The 18002-nt window shown below is 49.8% G+C and carries 17 protein-coding genes; 9 read left to right on the forward strand and 8 right to left on the reverse strand.

Translation table 11 applies throughout. The features are described 5' to 3' along the window. Positions 1–181 precede the first annotated feature (181 nt). The 8 genes from H8K27_RS04165 to H8K27_RS04200 form a co-directional block, all read right to left on the reverse strand. Positions 182–724, reverse strand: a complete 543-nt coding sequence (locus H8K27_RS04165) for a DUF2846 domain-containing protein (RefSeq protein WP_186861910.1) — start codon at positions 722–724, stop codon at positions 182–184. Continuing rightward, positions 725–3805 (reverse strand): efflux RND transporter permease subunit, encoded by a 3081-nt coding sequence (locus H8K27_RS04170; protein WP_186861911.1) that lies wholly within the window; start codon positions 3803–3805, stop codon positions 725–727. Further along, a complete protein-coding gene (locus H8K27_RS04175) occupies positions 3795–4946 on the reverse strand; it encodes an efflux RND transporter periplasmic adaptor subunit (RefSeq protein WP_186861912.1) in 1152 nt (383 codons plus the stop codon). The genes H8K27_RS04170 and H8K27_RS04175 overlap by 11 nt, the downstream gene beginning before the upstream one ends. After that, positions 4943–6325, reverse strand: a complete 1383-nt coding sequence (locus tag H8K27_RS04180; RefSeq protein WP_186861913.1) for a TolC family protein — start codon at positions 6323–6325, stop codon at positions 4943–4945. Before H8K27_RS04180 ends, H8K27_RS04175 begins: the two co-directional genes overlap by 4 nt. Before the next feature lie 124 nt (positions 6326–6449). Further along, positions 6450–7850 carry a sensor histidine kinase gene (locus H8K27_RS04185; RefSeq protein ID WP_186861914.1) on the reverse strand — a complete coding sequence of 467 codons (1401 nt, stop codon included), beginning with the start codon at positions 7848–7850 and terminating at the stop codon, positions 6450–6452. 15 nt (positions 7851–7865) lie between these two features. Then, the gene (locus tag H8K27_RS04190; RefSeq protein WP_186861915.1) at positions 7866–8534 is read right to left on the reverse strand and encodes a response regulator transcription factor; all 669 of its coding nucleotides are present in this window, start codon (positions 8532–8534) and stop codon (positions 7866–7868) included. Positions 8535–8741: 207 nt separating this feature from the next. Next, positions 8742–9155, reverse strand: coding sequence for an SRPBCC family protein (locus tag H8K27_RS04195; RefSeq protein WP_186861916.1), 414 nt, complete (start codon positions 9153–9155; stop codon positions 8742–8744). Between the two features lie 232 nt (positions 9156–9387). Then, complete coding sequence (locus H8K27_RS04200; RefSeq protein ID WP_186862025.1) at positions 9388–10008, reverse strand: carboxymuconolactone decarboxylase family protein; 621 nt, start codon at positions 10006–10008, stop codon at positions 9388–9390. 323 nt (positions 10009–10331) lie between these two features. On the opposite strand from H8K27_RS04200, the gene recA reads away from it, so the two are divergent. The 9 genes from recA to H8K27_RS16470 all read left to right on the forward strand — a co-directional run bounded on the left by recA (position 10332) and on the right by H8K27_RS16470 (position 17932). Beyond that, the gene (gene recA, locus H8K27_RS04205) at positions 10332–11378 is read left to right on the forward strand and encodes a recombinase RecA (protein WP_186861917.1); all 1047 of its coding nucleotides are present in this window, start codon (positions 10332–10334) and stop codon (positions 11376–11378) included. Between the two features lie 59 nt (positions 11379–11437). Beyond that, complete coding sequence (gene recX, locus H8K27_RS04210; protein WP_186861918.1) at positions 11438–11896, forward strand: recombination regulator RecX; 459 nt, start codon at positions 11438–11440, stop codon at positions 11894–11896. A 180-nt stretch (positions 11897–12076) separates the two neighbouring features. Beyond that, positions 12077–12658: a DUF2889 domain-containing protein gene (locus tag H8K27_RS04215; protein ID WP_186862026.1), complete on the forward strand. Its 582-nt coding sequence runs from the start codon at positions 12077–12079 to the stop codon at positions 12656–12658. 30 nt (positions 12659–12688) lie between these two features. Further along, positions 12689–13873 (forward strand): ADP-forming succinate--CoA ligase subunit beta, encoded by a 1185-nt coding sequence (sucC, locus tag H8K27_RS04220; protein ID WP_268977032.1) that lies wholly within the window; start codon positions 12689–12691, stop codon positions 13871–13873. Between the two features lie 18 nt (positions 13874–13891). After that, positions 13892–14773 (forward strand): succinate--CoA ligase subunit alpha, encoded by an 882-nt coding sequence (gene sucD / locus H8K27_RS04225; protein WP_186861920.1) that lies wholly within the window; start codon positions 13892–13894, stop codon positions 14771–14773. 348 nt (positions 14774–15121) lie between these two features. Then, positions 15122–15928, forward strand: a complete 807-nt coding sequence (locus tag H8K27_RS04230; protein ID WP_186861921.1) for a Stp1/IreP family PP2C-type Ser/Thr phosphatase — start codon at positions 15122–15124, stop codon at positions 15926–15928. Between the two features lie 27 nt (positions 15929–15955). Further along, the gene (locus H8K27_RS04235; RefSeq protein WP_186861922.1) at positions 15956–16558 is read left to right on the forward strand and encodes an FHA domain-containing protein; all 603 of its coding nucleotides are present in this window, start codon (positions 15956–15958) and stop codon (positions 16556–16558) included. Between the two features lie 185 nt (positions 16559–16743). Next, positions 16744–17193 carry a pilin gene (locus H8K27_RS04240; RefSeq protein WP_186861923.1) on the forward strand — a complete coding sequence of 150 codons (450 nt, stop codon included), beginning with the start codon at positions 16744–16746 and terminating at the stop codon, positions 17191–17193. Positions 17194–17479: 286 nt separating this feature from the next. Continuing rightward, entirely contained in the window at positions 17480–17932 is a 453-nt protein-coding gene (locus tag H8K27_RS16470; RefSeq protein ID WP_186861924.1) for a pilin, read from the forward strand. Positions 17933–18002 lie beyond the last annotated feature (70 nt).

Genomic DNA, 18002 nt, shown 5'->3' on the forward strand with positions numbered 1-18002 from the left:
TGTTGATTGACAATGAGTACTTTCAGCATGTCGCTGATATCTGGTTCAGTATCGAAGACCGTACGGATATTTTTTGTGGCCGGCACCCTCACAATGAACGCCTGCTGCCTGTGCCTGACCTGGTGCAGCTGGCAGACTCATGCCGGTCAGGATTACCGGCATAACGTGGCAATATATTTTGCTATTGTTTTTCGGTGGCGTTTAGTTTTCCCGCCTGCAGCCTGACCAGCCTGGCCTGGGCAATTTTATCCTTGGCTTCGGGAGCATGTTTGAAACGGATTTGTTCGTTGTTGTTCCAGAATGAACGTTCCAGATCCAGGCTCAGGAAATAGGTACGGCCTTCCTTCAAGGACCAGATCATGTCATTGCCATGGTCTGTTTTTGCCGTCAGGTGATGTTCTCCCGGTGTCAGTTCAACGGCCATGTAGGTTTCTGGTCCCAGTATTGCGACCAGGTGCTCATCAATGTAAATCTGGCTTTTACTTTTTAATTCATTGGCTTCCGGGCGAACCAAATAGACCTTGGCAAATCCGGAGTGAGGAGGAATGAATTTTTTCTGTTCATTGTCTTCCTCATCGTTGGCCAGAGGAACTTTCACACAGTCGTGCCACTGGCCGCCGATTTTGCAGGGAGTCAGATTCTCTTCGGCGTAAGCTGACGGCAAATACCATGCTGTCAGCCCGAAATACAGGCACCTGAATAACTGAACAACTGACCTTCTCATTTACTCCTCTTTGTTTTTATCTTTAAAGATGGTGTAGCTCAGAGGCAGCAGTAATAACGTGAAAATCGTTGCTGAAACAATGCCGCCGACAATGACGACGGCAAACGGACGCTGGGTTTCCGAGCCGATACCATGCGACAGTGCGGCAGGCAGCAGGCCCAGCCCGGCCATCAGCGCCGTCATCAGAATCGGACGCAGACGGGTGACTGCACCTTCGATGGCACTCGATACCGAAAGCTGTTTCTTTTCCAGATCCAGAATCTGTTCCAGCATGATCACGCCGTTTTGCACAGAGATACCCGCAACCGCGATGAAACCGACTGCGGCAGAAACGGAGAAGTGCAGACCTGTCAGCGCCAGTCCGGCGATGCCGCCAATCATGGTGAATGGCACCATGAGCAGGATCAGCAACGATAGCCGTACCGAGCGGAATGCCCAGAACAGTAATGCGAAAATCAGGAAAATCGTAATCGGAATAATGATTTCCAGTCGTTTCACGGCCCGCTGCTGATTCTCAAACTGACCGCCCCAGACGATGTAATAACCGGCAGGCAGGCTGACCTGCTCGGCGACTTTTTTCTGGGCTTCGGCAACGAAACTGCCCTGATCGCGGCCGATCAGATTGGCTTTGACCGAGGCATTGCGGCCACCTGCCTCACGGCTGATCCGGCTGGCGCCCTGTTTCAGTTCGATTTTTGCGACGTCGGCCAGATCAACGGTGCCGGCACCATTCGGAAGATTCACCTGCAAGGCACTGATGCTGTCGATGGACTCACGGTAATCGGCTTTCAGGCGCAGGGTGATGTCAAAACGCTTGTCCCCTTCATAGAAAGTGGAAACCGGCGCATCTGCCAGCGCAGATTGAATCACATTATTCACATCTGAGACATTAATGCCCAGACGTGCAATTTTTTCCCGGTCGATCACGATATTGAGCTGACTCTGACCGCCGATCTTGACCGTATCAACGTCGGCCGCACCCTGTATGCCTTTCAGGATGCTGGCAATTTGCTCGCTTTTCTGCGTCAGAATATCGAGATCGGGGCCGAACACCTTGATTGCAATTTCGCCTTTCACACCGGACAGTGATTCTTCCACGTTATCCTGAATGACCTGAGAGAAATTGGTCGGTACCCCGGGGATGGAATTAATCTTTGCCGTCATGTTTTCAATCAGGCTTTCCTTGTCCGCAAATTTCCACTCTGAACGCGGTTTCAGATCGGCCAGAATTTCCATGCTGTTCGGGCCTTTCGGATCGGTCCCATCATCTGGGCGACCCACGTCGGAAACGACGGTTTTCACTTCGGGGTAGCTCAGCAGGATCGCGCGTACCTGTTTTTCGATTTCCTTGGTTTTTTCGATCGCGGTCGATGGCGGCAGGCTGATGGCAAGCCAGATGTTGCCCTCATCCAGCTTCGGCAGAAATTCGCTGCCGAGGCGGGGAGCCAGCGCGAGCGTGATGGCAAGCAGGATGGAGGATGCAATCATCACCTGACGCTTTTTCTGTTCCGTTTTTTCCAGCAGGGCGCGATAACTGTTTTGCAGACGCACCATCCATTCGCTGTGTTTTTCTGCCAGACTGTGATGCTTCATGGTCAGCGTCAGCAATGTCGGAATGAGTGTCATCGTCAGGATCAGCGCTCCCAGCATGGCAAAGCTCAGCGTCAATGCTACCGGCGAGAAAATTTTTCCTTCGACGCGCTGAAAAGTAAAGATCGGAATGAACGCCAGAATGATGATGGCTTTCGCAAACAGGATAGGATGCCCCATCTCAACGACGGTATCTTTTAATACATGTTTGCGCCACAGGAACAGGCTTTCGTGGCCGTCATGCTGTTTCAGCGTCAGCTTCACCATCAGCGCCTCGACCAGCACCACGGCACTGTCGATAATGATGCCGAAATCAACCGCGCCCAGCGAAATCAGATTGGCAGGAATACCTTTCAGGTCCAGCATGATAAATGCGCATAGCAACGACAGCGGAATGACGGTCACCACAATCAGCGCAGCCCGCCAGTTACGCAGGAAAGCAATCAGTATCGTTGCAACCAGCAGTGCGCCGACAATCAGGTTTTCTGCAACGGTCATCACGGTGTGATGCAGCAGATCGGTGCGGTCATAAATCTGTTTTAACTTGACGCCGGCCGGCAGCTTGGCATTCACCGATTCAATTTTTTTCTTCAGTTCCTTAATGATCTTGGCCGCATTGCCGCCTTTGGTCATCTGTACGATGCCCAGCACATAACTATCACCCTGGTTGTAAGAGACAATACCTGAGCGCGGACGGTTGCCGATGACGACGTCGGCAACATCGGATACCAGCACGGTTTTACCGTTTTTCGCGCTGATGATCACCCGGCCGATATCGTCTTTATCCTTAAACAATCCGACGCCGCGCACAACCAGACCTTCATCGCCGCGTTTCACGGTGCCGCCACCGACGTTATTGCTATTACTGGCGAGCGCCTGATTGACCTGATCCAGCGTAATGCCGAAACGCTTTAACAGATTTGGATTCACCTGTACCTGGTATTCCTTGACGGTGCCGCCAAAGCTGACCACGTCTGCCACGCCGGGAACGATGCGCAACTCCGGACGCACGACCCAGTCCTGCAGTGCACGCACATCGTTTTCAGACATCGTGGCTGGCGCTTCGATGATGTAACGGTAAATTTCTCCAACCGCAGTGGTCAGTGGCGCGATGCTGGGCTGAATTCCAGGTGGTAAATTGACGCCCTGAAGTTTTTCCAGCACCTGTTGCCGTGCAAAATAATCATCCGTGCCATCTTTAAAGGTCAGTGTGATTACCGACAGACCGGTGATGGAGACCGAACGCACCTGGGTCTGATTCGGAACGCCGCTCATCTCACGCTCAATCGGCAAGGTGACGGTACGTTCTACCTCTTCTGCCGCCTGTCCGGGAAACTGTGTGACAACCTGCACCTGCACGTCCTGCACATCGGGAAATGCTTCGATGGGCAGATTCGTCAGTGAGCGGTAACCGAAAACAATCAGCGCAAATGTCAGCACCAGCACGAACACGCGCTGGGTCAGAACAAAATCAACAAACTTATTGAGCATGGGAAGCCACCTCGGAATTCAACAGCAGTGCGCCTTCAGTCACAATTTTCTGACCGGCGGCCAGTCCCTGATCAACGAAGCTGACGTCTTTGCTTTTACGCACCAGATTCACCCGTTGCTTTTGATATTCCCCCTCACGTTTCTCAATGAAGACGTAGTTATGCAGTCCTTCCACAATCAGACTGGCATTCGGAACACGCAGTGCTTTTTTATTGTCTTCGGATAAGAATGAAACCCGCGCAAACATTTCCGGACGCAATTTTTTGTCTTCATTCGGAACGCTGGCGCGTACCTGAATCCGTCGTGTGTTCGGATCCAGCACCAGACCGACACGGTCAACCGTGGCAGGGAAAATCTGGTCTGGATAGGCGTCCAGTTCCATGCCGATTTTCTGGCCCGGCTGAATCTGGCCGATCAGACGTTCCGGGACATCAATCAGGAGCCACAAGCGGCTCAGATTGGAAATGGTGAACAGCGGTCCCGGTGCGTCGGGGCGCGCTTCCATACCCGGATTGACCTGTTTATCTACCAGAATGCCGGCAATCGGCGCTTTCAGTGCAAACTGCCCGTTTTCATTACCGCTGGCGTTCAGATTGCGCATGCGCAGATTGCTGCGCCGGGTTTCTGCCTGTGCCTGCACGTAATCGGCTTCGGCAGATTCATAATCTTTACGGGCAATGACTTCGTGTTCGAATAAACCTCTGGCGCGGTCAAAGGCCAGCTTCTTTTTATATTCATCGGCTTTGGCTTTTGCCCAGTCAGCATCTGCTGTGGCCAGATCCGGGGAATCTAATTGTGCCAGCGTCATATTTTTCGTCACCACGTCACCGATCTCAACGGGAACAGACATAATCCGGCCGAGCACTGGTGAACTGACGCGTGCTGTAATGTTTTCATTAAATGCCAGTTTGCCGTTCATCGCATCGGCAATCGGCAGATTGACTTCCTTGACCGGTGCTACCTTGATAGAAGCAAGTTGTGGCGCATTGACCGGATAACTGATGCTGCCGGGAGACTGTTTTTTCACGGCAGCAGTTTCGGTATTTGCTTCGTTTGCGGTAACAGTTCGTACAGAGTAGACGGCAATACCCGCGCAGCAGAGCAGGCCAGTGATCAGCGAAAGAGAACGGGTGAGTTTCATGGTTTGGATTCCTGTGTACTGATTTGCCAGGCGGTTTGCGCCTTGGCGAAGTCGGATTGGGCATTGATGGTATCGATTTCTGTGGCGCGGAAAACGCGCCGGGCATCCAGCACATCCATCACGCCAAGCGCACCGTTTTTAAACGCAAATTCTGCGGCATCGGCAGACTGACGGGCAGCGGGTTGTACCTGGCTGGTCAGCCTTTGCAGTATGTCCTGCGCACTGCTGGCGGATTCCCACAAGCCGCGCAGCTCCTGTGCTGCTGCTTCCCGCGTTTTTTCCAGCATTTCCCTGGCGCTGTCGACGGCGATTTCGGCTGCCCGGATTTCACCCTGATATTCATACCGGGCGAATAAAGGGATCTGGACCGAGACGCCGTAACTATTGCCTGATCCTTGTGTGTTGGTGGCGCTGGTCGGGTAGTGTTCAAACTGCACACCAACGGAAACATCGCGCGTTCTGGCTGCCAGCGCCAGTTTTTTCGCTGCCAGCGCTGCATCCAGTTTTGCCTGCGCGGATTGCACGTCCGGGCGCGATCCTATGGCTTGCTGCAGCGTGTTTTCCAGTTCCAGTGTCGCCGGTAATGTTGTTGCCGGCCAGTTGTCGGTTGCGGTGAGTGCTGCGGGGGAAATACGCAGCGACAGCAGATTGATCAGATGGCTTTGCGCATGTAGTAAATCGGCTTGTGCCTGCCGCATGTCGTTCTCTGAACGTAATGCGTCAACCCGGATACGGGCCGCATCGGCGCCAGCAATGTCGCCGGCTTTTTTACGCTGATCTGCTGCGGCCTGTGTCTGGCCAAACAGTTTTCTGGTTTCCTGCAACAGGCGCAGTTTTTGCTGTGCTGCCAGCAGATCAAAATATGCGGCGCTGACTGTGATGCGTGTCTGACGCTCTGTGTCAGTGGCATCGTGTCGTGCTGCCAGCTCGAGATAACGGGCATTTTCTGAACGGTATTCCCGCTTGCCGCCGCGCTCTATCAGCTGATCAATGCGCCATGTGCTGTCGACTGTTTTGTCACGTAATTTTCCGCTGCCGATACCCAGTTTAGGATTGATATTGACGGTTTGTATGGTCAGGGTTGGGTTCGGTGCGGCTGCGGCTGCGGTTCTCATCGCTCCGGCAGTATCAAGCGCAAGACGGCTGAGCCGGATATCGCGGTTGTCTGTCACAGCAATCTGCAAGGCCTGTTGCAGGGTGAGCGATAGCGCTGTTGACGGCGCATTTTCAGCGGCGTTTGCCGGTAACAGTTTCGGCAGATCGGTGTTGATTTGTGCTGACGCCACGTCAGCGCCAAGCGCCAGCATTGCCAGCGCGCTGCCAGATGCCATGCCTATCAGGCAGTGGCGGATATTTCCAATAGTCAGTGCAAACATCATGGTGTTCTTGCAAATAGCGGAATGATTAACTTGCGCAGTATGCAAAACCAAGCTGTCATCAGTGTGACAGTAAGCTGACAAATTGCTGACAACATTGAAAAATGAGCGGAATACCTGTCGGAACTCAGATAGATTCGTGAGGAACCGGCGGAAATTCGACCAGAAAGACCGTGCCGCCATCATGGGCATCCTGTAGCTCGATGCGGGCATCATGATCTTTGGCAATATCGGAAACGATGGACAAACCCAGCCCATTACCTGACACCTGACTGGTGATGGCGGGCCGTTCGTTAATCCGGTAACGTCGCTCGAAGATATGTTTTCGTTCAGCTGCCGGAATGCCGGGACCGTTATCTTCCACCGAAAAGACACCGGCACCGTCTGCATTGGAATGACAACGGACTGTCACGATACCGTTTTCGGGGGTATAGCTGATGGCATTGTCGATAATGTTTTCAATCAGGTCGCGCAGGAGAAACGCATCACCCAGAATCGTCACCGGCTGCAGATCAAAACCGAGGTCGATATGCTTCCTGTCAGCAGCGTTAAAAAAGACATGGATGCTCTCTGCAATGATTTGATTCAGTGATAAGGGTTCCAGTCTTTTTCGTTCAAATTTACCGGGTTCAGCACGCGCCAGTGCCAGCAGTTGATTAGTCTGCCGTATCATTCTCTCGGTGGAAATCATCATTAACGATGCCGAACGCGAGGTTTCCTGATCGCCCTTGTAACGTTCCTGTATCCATTCGATCTGGGCTTTCAGGCCAGCCAGGGGCGTGCGCAGCTGATGTGCAATATTTGCCAGAAAATCCTGCTGGTTAGTGCTGCCGATTTCGATTTTATGCAGCAGGCGATTGATCGCCTGGGTGACCGGATGCAGTTCTGACGTTTGTGCCATTTCCGGGAGCGGGGATAATTCGTCAAAGTTGCGCCGGTTCAGCTCCTGCTGCAAATTCTGTAACGGCGTGAGGCCGCGTGTCACCGCGATCCAGACTACACTGATCAGTAATACTGTGAGGATGATTTCCAGCGTGATTAAGGTAATGAAAATGCGTGACTGAATCGCATTGCGTTTGCTGAGAGTTTCTGCTGCATGAATCACTACCGGCTCATCGCCGATAAGAAATTTGATACTGACGATGCGGATCGCTTCACCGCGCATGCGGCCGTCGGCAAAAATGCTGTCGTTGTAAGTGACTGGCATGGACACTGCCGGAAAATCCTTATCTCCCGCCAGGATATCGCCAGCCTGACTGCGGATCACGAAATAGACGACATTGACATGATCTACCCGTAAAACCTGTTCCACGGAAGAAGGCAGATCTACGCCGATGTGGTTTGCTACCTTGTGCAGGCGGGTACTGAGCGCCCAGCACGTATCGGCAAGACTCTGGTCAAATGCGGTCTGCGCCGGCGTCCAGGCAAGCCAGTACACCAATGCTGCGCCAATAAAATTCACGACCAGTAATGGCGCGATCAGCCATTTCAATAAACTGCGGCGGATGCTCGGTTGGTGTGCAGGCATATGGTTGGTGATGAATCAGTTTTTTTGTTCTTCCAGCATATAGCCGAAACCGCGTATGGTTTTGATGGCGACTTGCGCATCGGCCAGTTTCAGGCGCAGACGGGAAACATAAACCTCGATCGCATTCAACGTCAGGTCTTCCCCATACGGCAGGATCGCGTCGATGATCTGCTGCTTGGAAACCACGCGGGATTCCTGCTGCAGCAGATACTCAAGAATATTCCATTCCCTGACGGACAGATCGACCGGATGTCCGTTGATCATCAGGCGCTTCGTCTGGGAATCCAGTACCAGCAGGCCAAGCCGGGTCTCACTGGTGCGCGGAGCCGTTCTTCTGACCAGCGCCTTGAGGCGGGCGACTAATTCCAGGGTGGAAAAAGGTTTCACCAGATAATCGTCGGCACCGAGATCGAATCCACGCACACGGTCAGAAATCGCATCCCGTGCGGTCAGTAACAGGACAGGCAGAGTGCTGCCTCCGGCACGCAGTTTTCTCAATACTTCCAGACCATCGGTATCCGGCAAACCGATATCCAGCACCATCGCCGAGAGCTGCTGGTGCTGAAGCACAAAGCCGGCATCGCCGCCGGTATGCACCACATCCACTAGCATACCGTTTCCACGCAGCATCTGCGACAAGCCTTCTGCCAGAATTTTGTCATCTTCGACGAGTAATATATGCATAAGTCAATGTGTCTGCACGATCAGGATGCCGGAGAATTTCCCGCACCGAATTCTGAACGTTATAGAACGGGAAAGCAAACCTGAAGCAGTCAGGGGCATATCCGGCTGCAATTTGGCAATGATCTGTCAACGGCGCTTATCATTGTTTTGCACAGGCGACACAGTCCATCATGGTGCAGCAGGGGTATGTCTTTTGATAAATGCGGCTTACTGCGCTGCCTGGGTGAACTTTGCAAAATTATTCAGGATCGATTGCCACCCTTGCTGTTGCTGTTCAACGGAATGTTCGGCTTCGGCGTCAAACGTAATGCGCACGGTCACACCGCCGCCGCCCTCAATGAACTCGGCTGACGCCGTACGCTCGCCGAATGAAAATTCCAGCAATTGATTTGGTACTACCTTGGTGTAGGTTCCTTCAAAATCAAAACCGAAGCTGCCGTCTTTTGCTTCCATCCGGGATGAAAATAGACCGCCGACCCGCAGATCAACCGTCGACCGGGTGGTGTGCCAGTCTTCAGAGGCGGCGTTCCACTGTTTGATATCGTCCGGCGTTGTGTAAGCGGCCCAGACTCTCGCGATCGGTGCATTGATATGTGTTTCGACGGTAATTTTGGTGGTCATCGTTTTTCCTTTGGTTGACAGCAGAGGAGGCCAGTCCGGTTTGGAACTCTTCGCAGATACGTGTCTCTTGGCTCAATCTAAATCATGTGTAACTATTTCTTAGTGCAGCGTGTCTGCGGGAATTCGCGGCGATTTTAAAAATTGAATTCAAATGTTTGATTGTTAGTCTTTATTTCATTGAGTGCTTTTGCATTAAGGCATTAAGCAGATAATTGCTTCTAGGGAAAATATCTTAATCCGGGAAACGTTTGAGTTTTTTTGCATCATTTGGCACGGTATATTCCGCCACATTCATCTCCATTGCCAGTAAGGTGTAGTAAGCCACAATGCCGGCTAAATCAACGGTGCCTTTTTTTCCGAAACGCTGCTCCACACGTTTAAACGTGATATCGGAAACACGCTTATTTTTTTGTAATTCAATGCAAAAGTCGTAAACCATCTCTTCATCATCGGACATGCCTGTTGGCCGTCGTCCATCCGCGATTGCATCGGTCATTTCCTTTTTGATCCCAGCTTTAACCGCAATCGGCTGATGCACATACCACTCATAATCCTGGCTCCATTCGCGGGCAGTGATCAGAATCGCGAGTTCGCTCAAGGTGTTGCCGATAGCAGATTTATAGCGCAGGTAGTCGCCCATGGCCCGAGCCTGGCTCATCATTTGGGGACTATGCATCAATGGCTCGAATGGGCCGAATACAGCGACCTTGCGATGTGCTTCAAATTCGGCCGCAGCCTGTTTTTGTTCGCTGTTGTACTGATCCGGTGGAATGCTTGGCAGCCGCTCTGCGGCTTGCGCACCCATACTGCATATCAACATGACGATGGCGATACCTGATAGCTGTTTTTTCATTTCGTCTCCTGTTATTTTTGAACGTATGTATTTTTGCTGCCTGATTGTTTCCCTGTATTTTTCTCGGTAACGCGTGCTGGCAAAATATCGATTTCCCCCTTTGTTTCGTAGCAAATAGATTTAGAGTCTGAGATTAATATTACTGCCTTAAAATGAAAATCGACAAAAAATCGACAGAAGTTTCATGGCAAGTTAGCCACAAAAAAGAAAATCAAAAATCCCGCTTGCATAAATCACTGTTTTTTTATACAGTAGTGTCCGGTGCAGTGATATTTGCGAAATCCGATATCTAATCGGCCACTTAATGAAGAATGAAAGAATCTATGGACGACAAGAAACCCGACAATAGCTCAGAAAAGAGTAAAGCGCTTGCTGCTGCCTTGGCGCAGATCGAGAAACAGTTTGGTAAAGGTTCGGTCATGCGTATGGCTGACGGTGAGGTGGTGGAAGAGGTCCAGGTCGTTTCCACAGGCTCTCTCGGACTGGATATCGCGCTTGGCGTTGGCGGATTACCACGTGGCCGCGTGGTGGAAATTTACGGACCGGAGTCTTCCGGTAAAACGACGCTGACATTGCAGGCCATTGCTGAAATGCAGAAATTAGGCGGAACCTGTGCGTTTATTGATGCAGAACATGCGCTGGATGTCGGCTATGCGCAGAAGCTTGGAATTAATTTGTCTGATTTGTTGATTTCACAACCGGATACCGGGGAGCAGGCGTTGGAGATTACCGATGCGCTGGTACGTTCCGGCAGCGTTGATCTGGTCGTGGTGGACTCGGTGGCGGCTTTGACACCTAAGGCTGAAATCGAAGGCGATATGGGAGATTCTTTACCCGGTCTCCAGGCGCGTCTGATGTCCCAGGCATTGCGCAAACTGACAGGCAGTATCAAGCGCACAAATACACTGGTCATTTTCATTAACCAGATTCGCATGAAGATTGGTGTGATGTTCGGCAGCCCTGAAACAACGACAGGTGGTAATGCACTCAAATTTTATGCATCTGTCCGCCTGGATATCCGTCGTACCGGATCCATCAAATCCGGTGACGAAGTCATTGGTAATGAAACCAAGGTCAAGGTTGTCAAAAATAAAGTTGCCCCACCATTTAAGGAAGCCCATTTTGATATTTTGTATGGGGAAGGTACATCCCGTGAAGGCGAAATTCTGGATTTGGGGGCGGACGCCAAGATTATTGAAAAAGCAGGAGCATGGTACAGCTACAATGGTGAACGTATAGGCCAGGGCAAGGACAATGCACGCAGCTACCTGAAAGAGCGTCCTGAATTGGCACATGAGATTGAAAATAAAGTGCGTGCCCACCTGGGGGTGCCGACTTTACCTGCCTTGAATACGCAAGTGGCAGAGTAAGTGAGTTCTGACTTTTTGGCCGGCACTTCCGAGAACTGGAAGTGCCGGCTTTTTAATATATGAAACAGAAACTGAGTCTGAAAGCGCGTGCGCTGCGCTATTTATCGTTGCGTGAACACAGTCGCATTGAGCTCGCGAGGAAATTGTCTGTATATGTGCAGGAACAAGATGATCTTGAAGCAGTCTTGAACTGGTTGGAATCTTCGGGATTTTTATCTGCGGAACGTTTTTCTGAATCGTTAATCAACCGGCGGGCTGCCCGGTTCGGTAATTACCGTATTTTGGCTGAATTGCAGAATCACCAGCTTGGCGAAGCTGAAATGATTTTGGCTCGTGAGCACTTGAAAGCGACCGAACTGGAACGGGCGATTGATGTTTTGCATAAAAAATTTCCTCATCCTCCGAGTGATTCTGTTGAAAGAATGAAGCAGAGTCGTTTTTTGCAACAACGCGGGTTTTCGGCGCAGGTAATTCAGATGGCTGTGAAAGCATCCCGTCAGGATGAGGAGGCAGAATGAGTTTTGTCGGTTTTTTTGAGTGATTGATAAAAAATCTGGCACTGGTATGAGTTGTGATTTAGCTGTGTTAGAATTCGCAGGTTTTTTGCAGCGCCGCAGGAGCGGCTGTTATCGTAGAAGCTGCGGTAACGACACGCAATTGTGGCTCTTTTATTCAGAATAGCCGCCAAAAAAGGCATGATGCCACTATCTCAGTCCACCACTGCCCGCACGTTGAAACATACGCGCGCGATCACTATCGAAGCGTTTGCTCGTGATGATGGTTTGTGGGATTTTGACGCTCGCATAACAGATCACAAAGAACGTGATATCCAGCTCGCTTCCGGCACTCGTCCGCAAGGCGCGGCTCTGCACGACCTGACTTTGCGTGTGACGGTTGATTTGCAAATGAATATTGTCGATGTGGCCGCCTGTTCAGATGCAGTTCCATACCCTGGATATTGCGAGTCAATCGGCCCTGATTATAAAAAACTTATTGGTTTGAATCTGATGCGCCAGTTTCGCCAGGGCGTTAAAGACCGGATGTCCGGAATTCAGGGCTGTACCCATCTGACCGAGTTAGCGCAGATATTGCCTACTGCAGCAATTCAAGCATTCGCTGGCGACGTGATCGATACGCGTGACGCTGCCAGCAATTCCACTGATTCCAACCAGCCTTTCCAGCTAGACCGTTGCCACGCATTGCGTTTGGATGGACCGGCCGTTGTTCAGTATTACCCGCGCTGGGCGAAACCTTCGCCTGACGCAAAATCACCCAGCTAGTTTGTTTAATTATTATTTATACCTCAGTGTCTGAAGGGAAGTCGTATGAAAATCCATGAGTATCAGGGTAAAGAAATCCTCCGCAAATACGGAGTGACCGTACCGCGCGGTATCCCATGCATGTCCGTTGAAGAAGCAGTCAAAGCGGCTGAAACCCTGGGCGGACCAGTCTGGGTCGTTAAAGCACAGATCCACGCCGGTGGCCGTGGTAAAGGCGGCGGCGTTAAAGTTGCGAAATCTTTGGAGCAAGTGCGTGAATACGCCGATGCGATTATGGGCATGCAGCTGGTCACGCATCAGACTGGTCCTGAAGGCCAGAAAGTGCGCCGTCTGCTGATCGAAGAAGGCGCGGACATCAAGAAAGAACTGTATGTGAGTATGGTGACTGACCGTATCAGCCAGCGCGTTGTATTGATGGCGTCCTCCGAAGGCGGTATGGACATCGAAGAAGTTGCGGAAAAACATCCGGAACTGATTCACTCTATCGCGATTGATCCAGGTACTGGTCTGAAAGATGCGGAAGCTGATGACATCTCCCGCAAAATTGGCGTGCCTGAAGGCTCCATCGCTGATGCGCGCGTACAGTTGCAAGGCTTGTACAAAGCATTCATGGAAACAGACTGCTCTTTGGCCGAAATCAACCCGCTGATCCTGACCGGCTCCGGTAAAGTCATCGCGCTGGATGCGAAATTCAACTTCGACGCAAACTCCCTGTTCCGTCAGCCAGAAATCGTTGCTTACCGCGATCTGGATGAGGAAGATCCGGCTGAAATCGAAGCGTCTAAATTCGATCTCGCGTACATTTCCCTCGACGGCAATATCGGTTGCCTGGTGAATGGTGCCGGTCTGGCGATGGCAACGATGGATACCATCAAACTGTTCGGCGGCGAGCCAGCTAACTTCCTCGACGTAGGCGGTGGCGCGACAGCAGAAAAAGTGACTGAAGCATTCAAGATCATGTTGAAAAATCCAGGTCTGAAAGCCATTCTGGTCAACATTTTCGGCGGCATCATGCGTTGCGACGTGATCGCAGAAGGTGTGATTACTGCATCTAAGGCTGTTTCCCTGCAAGTACCGCTGGTTGTGCGTATGAAGGGGACGAATGAAGACATCGGCAAGAAGATGCTGGCTGATTCCGGTCTGCCTATCATTTCTGCTGACACGATGGAAGAAGCAGCTCAGAAGGTTGTTGCCGCTGCTGCTGCTCACGCTTAATTATCGCAAGGAATCACTATGTCCATCCTGATTAATAAAGACACTAAAGTCATTACCCAAGGTATCACTGGTAAAACTGGCCAGTTCCATACACGCATGTGCCGCGACTACGCAAACGGTAAAAACTGTTTCGTTGCTGGTGTAAATCCGAAAAAAGCTGGTGAAGATTTCGAAGGCATCCCGATTTACGCTAACGTGACAGAAGCAAAAGCTGCAACTGGCGCGACTGTTTCCGTGATCTATGTTCCGCCAGCAGGCGCTGCGGCAGCGATCTGGGAAGCGGTGGAAGCCGAACTGGATCTGGCGATCTGTATCACGGAAGGTATTCCTGTCCGTGACATGATGATGTTGAAAGACCGCATGGCAAAAGCCGGCAGCAAAACGAAACTGCTCGGCCCTAACTGCCCTGGTCTGATCACACCTGATGAAATCAAAATCGGTATCATGCCTGGTCATATTCACCGTAAGGGCCGTATCGGCGTGGTTTCCCGTTCCGGTACACTGACTTATGAAGCAGTGGGTCAGCTGACCGCGCTGGGTCTGGGCCAGTCTTCTGCGGTTGGTATCGGTGGTGATCCGATCAATGGTTTGAAACACATTGATGTCATGAAGATGTTCAATGATGATCCTGATACCGATGCCGTCATCATGATCGGTGAAATCGGTGGTCCAGACGAGGCAAATGCCGCTTACTGGATCAAAGACAACATGAAAAAACCTGTGGTTGGCTTTATCGCCGGCGTGACTGCGCCCCCAGGCAAACGCATGGGCCATGCAGGTGCTTTGATTTCCGGTGGCGCTGACACGGCTCAGGCAAAACTGGACATCATGGAAGCTTGCGGTATCAAAACAACAAAGAATCCATCTGAAATGGCGCGCTTGCTCAAGGCAATGCTGTAATCGTCGCCAAGCTGATTTGTTGTCAGAAAAGGCCGCGCTTGTCGCGGCTTTTTTCATTTCTTCACTTTGTGTCTGAGTATTTACAGTGCAAACTGAATTTCTTAATGTTAAGCTTGGATAATGTAGAAAATGAATGATATCGGAAGTGGCGACGCTGTATTGCACAGTGTCAGCGTTAGTTAAAAATCATGAAGTCGTCTGCTGACAGGCACTTCAGTTTTTATACTTACCGTTTATGCTTCTCTTTAGATAACAAGAAAACAAAGGTCGCAGCCAGGTCTTTCAGAATAACGTTTAATCATTCATATTCTTATAATAATTAGAATTCATTATTCAGCAATTTAACCAATGTCATATCAGTATGCACTAGAGTTTGCCGCGTTATCTGATCCGGGAAGAGTCAGGGATCATAATGAAGATGCAATTATCGTCTGTGCCGACTACGGATGTGCGGTATTGGCGGATGGAATGGGTGGCTATAAGGCTGGAGAAGTCGCAAGTGCAATGAGTACCCGGATTATTGCCGAATATTTATGTGCAAAACTCGATTCGGCATGGTTGTCAAAACTGGGATTGCAGTTTATTCAATTATCACGTTGGATGAACGAAGCTATCCAGCTTGCTAACCAAAAAGTCTTTCATACTTCCCAAACCAATCTGGACTGCTTTGGAATGGGGACAACGGTCATCGTTGCATGCTGTGCCAATGAGCGGCTTTTATTGGCGCACGTCGGAGATTCCAGAGCTTATCGCTACCGGAATGAGATATTAACCCGATTAACCCGGGATCATTCTGTTTTACAGGAACAAATTAATACTGGTCTGATTACAGAAGAGCAAGCCAGATTTTCGTCTATCAGAAATCTGATTACACGGGCAGTTGGCACCCAGGATGAAGTGGAAACCGATGTCGCCACTTACCCTACCGAAGAGGGTGATTTATACATGCTATGCTCAGATGGCTTGACCGACATGCTGACGCATGATGAAATTCAGGCAGTATTTACCCAGTATCGTCATGATTTGACTGCTTGCTGCAAAATACTGGTTGAGAAGGCAAATGATGCCGGCGGAATTGATAACACATCGGTCGTATTATTCAGAATAAAGAAATCCCCGGATCAGGTGTGGTTTAAAAAAATATTATCCAGATAGCTTGTTTAATTTAATTGATGAGAGATTATGGCGAAAATTATCGTCACCTTTAATGGACTGATACAGCAGGAAGTCAGCATTAATAAATCACGGATCACTATTGGCCGGCGCTCGGGAAATGATATCGTGATTGATCACCTGACCGTGAGCGGCCAGCACGCTGCCATCGACACCACATCAAACGGATCGTTTGTACTGGATCTGGGAAGTACGAACGGCACTATGGTAAATAATCAGCCAGTCAAAAAGCATTTATTGCAACATGACGATGTGATTGATATCGGTAAATATAAATTGCGATATCAGCAAGAAAAAAATATCCAGGTATCTGACGTTTCCGGCAATATTGTTCAAACTGGCTTATCTGCAGTTGCCACAATTCGGGTGGTTAATGGGCCGAATACCGGTAAAGAACTGGTGCTGTCCAAGCCTGTTACCACAATTGGTAATCCAGGTATTCAGGTTGTTGCAATCGCAAAACAGGCAGATCAGTATGTGATTAAACATGTTGAAGGCGCTGAACCACCGAAGGTGAATGGAACACCTGTTTCCGGTGCGCTCCAGATTTTGCGTCATGGCGACATGATTGACGTTGCCGGTACACACATGCAGATCACATTCAAGTCCTGATCTTTTCACTCATCGAGACAAGTTGTGACAAAAAATGAATTTAACTGACAAAAAATGTCATTTTTAAGCAAAGTTTTCAATTTTTGTCTTTTCTCTGGAGTGGTTTATGAGTTCATTGCTCTCTGGCACGCTGTTTGCTCAGTTCAAAGTGGGTCATTTTTAAATTAATTCTCTGGAGTATTAATATGAAAGTAGCAAAGAAAGTACAACAAGGTTTTACCCTGATCGAATTGATGATCGTGGTGGCAATTATCGGTATTCTGGCTTCTGTTGCTTTGCCTGCATACAATGACTACACAACACGCGCTCAGGTTTCTGAAGTAGTTGAACTGATTGGTGGCCTGAAGGCACCAGTTGCCGAATATGGTTACCAGAAAAACGCATGGCCGACGGCATTTGTGGTCTCTACGGCCACTCCTGCTGCGACAGAGTTGACTGCTACATTGACAGGTAAGTATTCCACAGTCACTTCACCGATGACTGGCACCTTCCCTAACGGTACTATCACAGGAACGATGACAGCAGGTCAGGCGAATACTGGCACTATTACATTCATTACTTCTGACGGTGGCAATACCTGGTCTTGCACTGGCGGTACTATTGCCAATAAATATCGTCCAGTCGCTTGTAAGTAATCTGGGTTGATTGTAAGAAAAAAAGACACTCATTTGAGTGTCTTTTTTTATTTTCCTGACAACATGACCAATATAGAAGCTGGGAAGAAATTATCGTCCCCGATGTGCCTATTTATCTTGATTTTGCAGCTTAGGTAAAGAATTGTCACAAATGATAAATTACGTTTCTTTTTTTCCGTACGGAAAACTTGGAGCCATGTTTGATTGACGCTACTATCTTGATACTGGCAACAGATTTTTGAAACTAGATATTTGATGGCCTTAGGCATTTACTCAGGGGAATACAATGAACGCAGCAAAAAAGAAAATGCAACAGGGTTTTACCCTGATTGAATTGATGATCGTGGTGGCAATTATCGGTATTCTGGCTTCTGTTGCTTTGCCTGCATACAATGACTATACAACACGCTCTCAAGTCTCAGAGGTGATTGAACTGATCGGGGGTTTGAAGGCCCCGGTATCGGAGTATGGATATCAGAAAAATGCATGGCCAACAGCTTTTGTCGTTTCCACTGCAACGCCAGCAGCAACAGAGTTGACAGCAACATTGACTGGTAAATATTCTACCGTCACTTCACCGATGACTGGCACTTTCCCAAACGGTACCATTACCGGAACGATGACAGCGGGCCAGGCGAATACTGGCACTATTACATTCATTACTTCTGACGGCGGTAATACATGGGACTGCACCGGCGGTACTATTGCCAATAAATATCGCCCAGTTGCCTGTAAGTAATTTTCATTCTTATAAAGCACTACTTTATTAGGTATTTTTTATTGCTTGACAGATAGGTAAGGCAGGCTTG

It is taken from the genome of Cognatundibacterium griseum, from assembly GCF_014284195.1.
Classification (GTDB): domain Bacteria; phylum Pseudomonadota; class Gammaproteobacteria; order Burkholderiales; family Burkholderiaceae_D; genus Undibacterium; species Undibacterium griseum.